Genomic DNA, 5,487 nt, shown 5'->3' on the forward strand with positions numbered 1-5,487 from the left:
GGCCTGTTAACCGCCTTTGGCATCTCTGCGATTTTGGTCTCCTTCCACGGTTTTATCGTCTGGCTAAAACTGCTCGGCGCGGCCTATTTGCTCTGGCTGGCGTCAAAAGCCCTGCGCAGTGCCTTTCGCCCTGGCGACCTTGCGGCACGTCCCGCCCGTTCTCACACGCGTTTACGCGGCTACTATCTGCAAGGCCTGGGGTTGCACCTTACGAATCCTAAAGCCGCCCTGACCTGGTTCACCGTCACCAGCGTAGGCCTGACCCGCAGCGCCCCACAGTGGCAGAGCTATGTTCTGGTTGCCACCTGCGCACTGACCGGGGTGATGATATTTAGCCTGTATGCGCTGATTTTTGCTTCGCAAACGGCGGAGACGTATCTCAATCGGGCGCGGCGCAGTTTTGATGTCATTTGTGCGGGGTTTTATGCGTTGGTGGCGGTGGGGTTTTTGGTGTCGCTGAGGTGAAATCAATTACGTGCCGTCACAAACCGTCTTAACACTTTAATAGGAATGATTTAGATAGATATAAAGCAGAATTTACGTGCGACTCAAATCAGGTTTAACGCTTTGATTAAAGAGTGGTATGGGGAAACAATTTAATGCCAATGCGCTGTTGACCTTTAAAGTGAAACGGATTGCCCTGGTGATATAAAACGTTAAGACACGCTTTCTTGTCGACAAAAAATCAGGAATCCATGGCAGACCGTCACTGCAGGTTGTCATTAAGGATGGAGCCTTTAGTCTGCCATTGGAAAAAGAGCGTCCCCCATTCGCATTGAGAATGCGTTGCCTTGCTGCACGCAATACGATGTGATGAATTCTGAAAAAATCGGAAATGACTGATAAAAATGGAATCTGACGATTCTATACCTTACCCTCAAGCATTAATATTTTTTAATGTTAATGGAGTAGTAACTGTGTTTAGTAAAGATCATCGCCTCGAAATGCACATCGATAATGGCATGTTTAACGGGAAAACGGTTTACATCCATTACACATCTAAGGAAGGATTTGATGCGATAAAAAGTCAGAGAAAAATCTCATCGAATCCAAATCCTGACCGCAGAGGGACTAAGGCCAAAAGTGGGGTTTATCTGACCTACGCTAAAGATGCTATGAACGGCAGGGATGCTCACGTCTCATTGTTTCTCGGCGCGGAGCGCTATGTTTTGAGTGCTATGTATTGTATCGTTTTTATTTTCAATAGCCCTCGTCATCTTGAAACTCACCCTATTTCTTCTACAAGCCCAGTAACAGAGGTTATTTCATTGCAAGATATCCATTTTCATCAGATAAACATCATCTACGATGGTCAAAATCCTTTTATCTGATTTACACAATATCTGCCTACGATTGGCAGTGGGCAATATAATACCGGGATGGCGGGAGGAAACATCTGTGATGTCGTTTATTAGCACATCTCCCTTCCCTTAACTGTATCACTTTTGCCACATGAACCCGCCTACTATCATCAACGGAAGACCATGAAAGATGATAATAAGCAGCTCAGGATCAAGCCATACATAATACAGGGTAACTATGAGCATGCCCACACCAAAGCCCGTCATCTGCAACAAGGTCATCAGGCTAAAGACCGGCAGTCTCAGCGTGTCCGGTTCGCGCTGAATAGGTGAAATCAGACACACATCCGCAATGCCATCACTCATGGCCGCCACAATGATGAACGCTAGCGCCAGATTCAATGCTGTCTGCTGAAAGGTGGCAATAAAGCCCAGAGACATCAGAGCCGCACCGATAAAGAACAGCCTCTCGATACCTGGCCCCAGGTGATGACGTGATAAAGAGCTGACCAGCCGCGTACCTAAAAATTTACCGCTTGCCCACACGGTCAGCCGCGCTGAGCGCTTCTGAAACGCCAGGCTTTGTAAGTGACAACAGGTGGCTGGGAGAATGCTGCAACGGCAGCGCCACAGGCCAGACCGAGAGCACCCGGGATAACCGATTGGGCTGATCCAAAAACAAGCAGGATAAAGAACACGACCAGGCAAAATGTCACGGCGACAGCAGCAATAATAAAGCGCCGGGCCAGGTCGTTAATCGCTTCGCCCAGTGTATCGCCAGAGCGTTGTGACATGTTTTTTATTCTGCCCAGCTCACGTAACGTGAAACCGGCCTGCATAAGGGTTTCTTCGCTGACTTTCAATTTTTATCCTGACGTTAAGAACGTTACGGGTCTGTATACCAGATTATCAAGAACACGGCGACACAGGGGGATAAAGTAATAACGGAGCCTTACTGCATCTTCGTAATCATCAACAGACTTCACATTTGCAAAGCATTCTGCGTAATTACAGGATTATTCGAAAGGATTTCAATATCAGGCGACGAGCCTATCTCTCTTGCTGTCCATCTGGCTTCAGCTATTTGGCTGCGGGTCGGATAATAAAGGTTTAATAACCATTTCGATGATTTCATCTATTTAAAAAGGCAGATGCGTTTTTCACTGCAAATATCACGCTGGACAACATATTCCGGCATGCAGGCAATCCCAGCCCCTGAAAGCACCGATTTTCGTAACGGCGTACGGTCACAGACCGCAAGCGATTTGGGAATGTTGAAAAAGTGACATTCGTTAGTGATCTCATAAGCCCAGTCATTGCTGCCGGTCAGCAAGCTGGCATCAGTAAGTATTGCGGTGAGGCAACGGTCACGAACGGCTCGGCGATAAGATTACGCTTCACCAGCGGAAGCGCCTGATCCTGTGGCTAGCTAAGGCGTTAACAGTGCCGATGTGGAAATTGTTATGGCGATCCCAGGAGAGTGCGAGTGGCTGATAAAGGATTTCGGGGTCAGGGTTTGGTGACGCGGTGAAAGTCCCGGAGGCGGTTTAGGCCAGGGCAACAGGACAACGGATTGACGCTGAGGACGCGTGAAATGGTCGGGTATTTCCCTCTTCTTTTCGCCATTATCAGAATTCAGATCTGCCACTAAAAATGATGGATTACGTTGCGATTTGCGTGAAATTTCTGCGTATGTTTTCGCAGTTTGCTATTTTCTCTCTCGCTGCGTTTTCGCCTGCCTGATTAAATGTTCCGGTCATTTAGCGCGATACGAATGTGTTGCCCCACATCCGCATCGCTGATCACAATCACTATTTACGAGGAATAGTAATCATGACTGCCTTTGATTGTATTTCAGGCCACACTGAACCTAAAGCACCAAACTATACGCAGCGCTATGCGACCGTGGGTTATGTGACCCGCACTCCAAATTATCGCCGCGTTCCAGCGATTACGCTGAAGGGCTGCTGGCTAAAAGAAGCGGGTTTTCCGATTGGTGTGCAACTGGATGTGAAGGTCACCTGGTGCCAGATTATTATCAGCTTTAAACCCAGGGATGTGATAAACGGGACGCGGGTGGGATCGATTAAGGATCTGGCTTCGCTGTCCGTGCAGCAGAGAAAGCAGGTGATGAAGGCGATTGGGCTGACTGAGTGGTAAGAGGTTGAGGGGGCTTGCTCCTGCGGAGGTGGGAGCAGGCTGTATTCGTTACGCTTAGAGTAAATGCAGAGTTACTATGTCCAACGCCGATTTAGCCCAAATGGGCATTGCACGCGTAAAACGCCTTGCGGATAAAGATGGTAAGCCCTGCGCAATTGAAAAAGCGCCGGTAAGCGAGGTGGAATATGCTTTCTACTGCGATGCCGCTCCCCTTCAGGCTCAGCATGGCATTCTGACGCCCGTTGTGAAATCAGCCTGCTACGAACAACGAAAGCTCATACTCGAATATATTCCTGAACCCATCCAACAAGACGCTGTTACGGACAATACATTCCTGTCCGTTCTTGCACGATTACATTCTGTACCGCCTGATCCCTCATGGACGTTCAGCACACATCGGTGGGACGAGGCAGCACTGGAAGGCTGCCTCGATCTGCTTCGCCTGCCTGCTGAGTCGGAACGGCAGTTTCGGGTAATGCAGAAGCACAGCAATGTGCTTTTTGAACCGCATTGCGTGATCTCCGGTGATACCAATGCAGGTAACTGGGGAAAGAGAAAAAATGGCGAACTGGTGCTGTTCGACTGGGAACGCTTTGGCCTGGGTAGCCCGGCGATAGATTTAGCGCCTTTGATCAAAGGGATGGGCAGAGAAGAGGATTATCGGGCGATAGCGCGACGCTATTGTCAGTTGAATAGCAGGTTTAATGCGGATGTGCTGGCGAAAGAGATAGCCCTTGCTAAAGCGTGGATTGTGAATGAGGTGGTGGTGATATTGAGTGAGCGGAGGAAGCCGGAACTGGCGAAATATTTGGGATGGTACGGGGAGGTGCTGCCTGAGTGGTTGGCATCATTGAGAACAGGCAAAAAATATTAGAGTCCTTAAAATATTATACTTTAAGTCAAAATGTGAACTTATCGATTAAGCTCAGTACACCGCCAAAAGAAATTAGGAACACAAAACATCCAAAGCTTAATAAAAAAATATTAAAGAAAGGAATCATCCACCGCATCAATTCGACATTACTCTCATCAACAAACTGATATGCCTCACTGTTTTTATCCAAGAAAAATATACTTTTATTTCTTTTAAGTCTGATAAAGAAATATGCCATCGTGACAGCACCAAAGAAGCCAATCATACTGCTGTAAAGATATGGTGCAGGAAGCGTATATTTTTTCTGAAAAAGACTAATAATCTCATAATATTTTCTTCTGTTTATTGCGTAGAGAAGGACAGACAGGATGAGGCCCACATTGGCAAGCATTATGATAACAAGAATAAATATTTTCATTTCAATATAAAGCTAAAATATTCAAACAAGACATCCTTCTCCTATTCAACCAGCATACTTAAAAACCAGCGATGCCATAAAGATAACATCATTTTATTGCCCGAAAATCAAGGTACAGTCAGAACCTTTGCCCTTACGACTTATAAATATCTGATTTAATAAACAAACGAGATGGCTCTGATGGCTTGGTCTTCAACACTTAGTTTAGTGCTACTATCATTCGCAGTCGGGAACGTAACCAGTTTCTCCACTGATACCACCCTCGACTCCGCGCCTTGCATAGCCCATTTAGGCACATATTTTATCGATATCGATTTGTACAAAGGTACCTATGGTCTTATACGCATATGCGCGCTTGTAAGATCATCGTGTTAAAAGATCTTGATGACGCCTTTGTCGATTTGAGTTGAAAACTCAGCCGTTACCAAATGCGATTGTGATTTCTGATTCATGACGTCATAAGCGATTGAATATCTCTCACCCGGTGAAAATGTAAATCCAAATAGTGGCAGGCATTCCCCTTTAGCTACATAAACAGGTTTATCGTCAAAAACTTTATGAAGCGTATCGTCTTTATCCCCGTTTATTTGAATGGCAGTAATTCTTTCCTCTGCTTTCAGTGGCGACACTACACAAACTTGATTATCTTTGATAATCGCTGAGGTTAACTCTCGCTCAGCCATTCTGTCTCCTGGTCCAGGGCATCCGGCTAAAATAAATACTGAAGCCAATAA

7 protein-coding genes are annotated in these 5,487 nt (G+C 46.4%); 4 read left to right on the forward strand and 3 right to left on the reverse strand.

Annotated elements, in window-relative coordinates; all coding sequences use genetic code 11:
• A partial coding sequence (locus C1N59_RS23390) for a LysE family translocator (RefSeq protein ID WP_394551560.1) occupies positions 1–465 on the forward strand: 465 nt, incomplete at its 5' end.
• A gap of 383 nt (positions 466–848) precedes the next feature.
• Positions 849–1,331 (forward strand): hypothetical protein, encoded by a 483-nt coding sequence (locus C1N59_RS23395; RefSeq protein ID WP_152998366.1) that lies wholly within the window; start codon positions 849–851, stop codon positions 1,329–1,331.
• 108 nt (positions 1,332–1,439) lie between these two features.
• Here C1N59_RS23395 and C1N59_RS23400 read toward each other — a convergent pair whose 3' ends face one another.
• Both C1N59_RS23400 and C1N59_RS23405 read right to left on the reverse strand, forming a co-directional pair.
• Positions 1,440–1,847, reverse strand: coding sequence for an MFS transporter (locus C1N59_RS23400; protein ID WP_394551562.1), 408 nt, complete (start codon positions 1,845–1,847; stop codon positions 1,440–1,442).
• A gap of 2 nt (positions 1,848–1,849) precedes the next feature.
• Complete coding sequence (locus tag C1N59_RS23405) at positions 1,850–2,164, reverse strand: hypothetical protein (protein ID WP_394551564.1); 315 nt, start codon at positions 2,162–2,164, stop codon at positions 1,850–1,852.
• Between the two features lie 970 nt (positions 2,165–3,134).
• On the opposite strand from C1N59_RS23405, the gene C1N59_RS23410 reads away from it, so the two are divergent.
• Both C1N59_RS23410 and C1N59_RS23415 read left to right on the forward strand, forming a co-directional pair.
• Positions 3,135–3,461 carry a SymE family type I addiction module toxin gene (locus C1N59_RS23410; protein WP_394551566.1) on the forward strand — a complete coding sequence of 109 codons (327 nt, stop codon included), beginning with the start codon at positions 3,135–3,137 and terminating at the stop codon, positions 3,459–3,461.
• A gap of 76 nt (positions 3,462–3,537) precedes the next feature.
• Positions 3,538–4,335: a phosphotransferase family protein gene (locus C1N59_RS23415; RefSeq protein WP_394551568.1), complete on the forward strand. Its 798-nt coding sequence runs from the start codon at positions 3,538–3,540 to the stop codon at positions 4,333–4,335.
• Between the two features lie 789 nt (positions 4,336–5,124).
• On the opposite strand, the gene C1N59_RS23420 is transcribed toward C1N59_RS23415, so the two are convergent.
• A partial coding sequence (locus C1N59_RS23420) for a putative T6SS immunity periplasmic lipoprotein (protein WP_394551570.1) occupies positions 5,125–5,487 on the reverse strand: 363 nt, incomplete at its 5' end.

The organism is Pantoea sp. SGAir0183 (assembly GCF_043545505.1).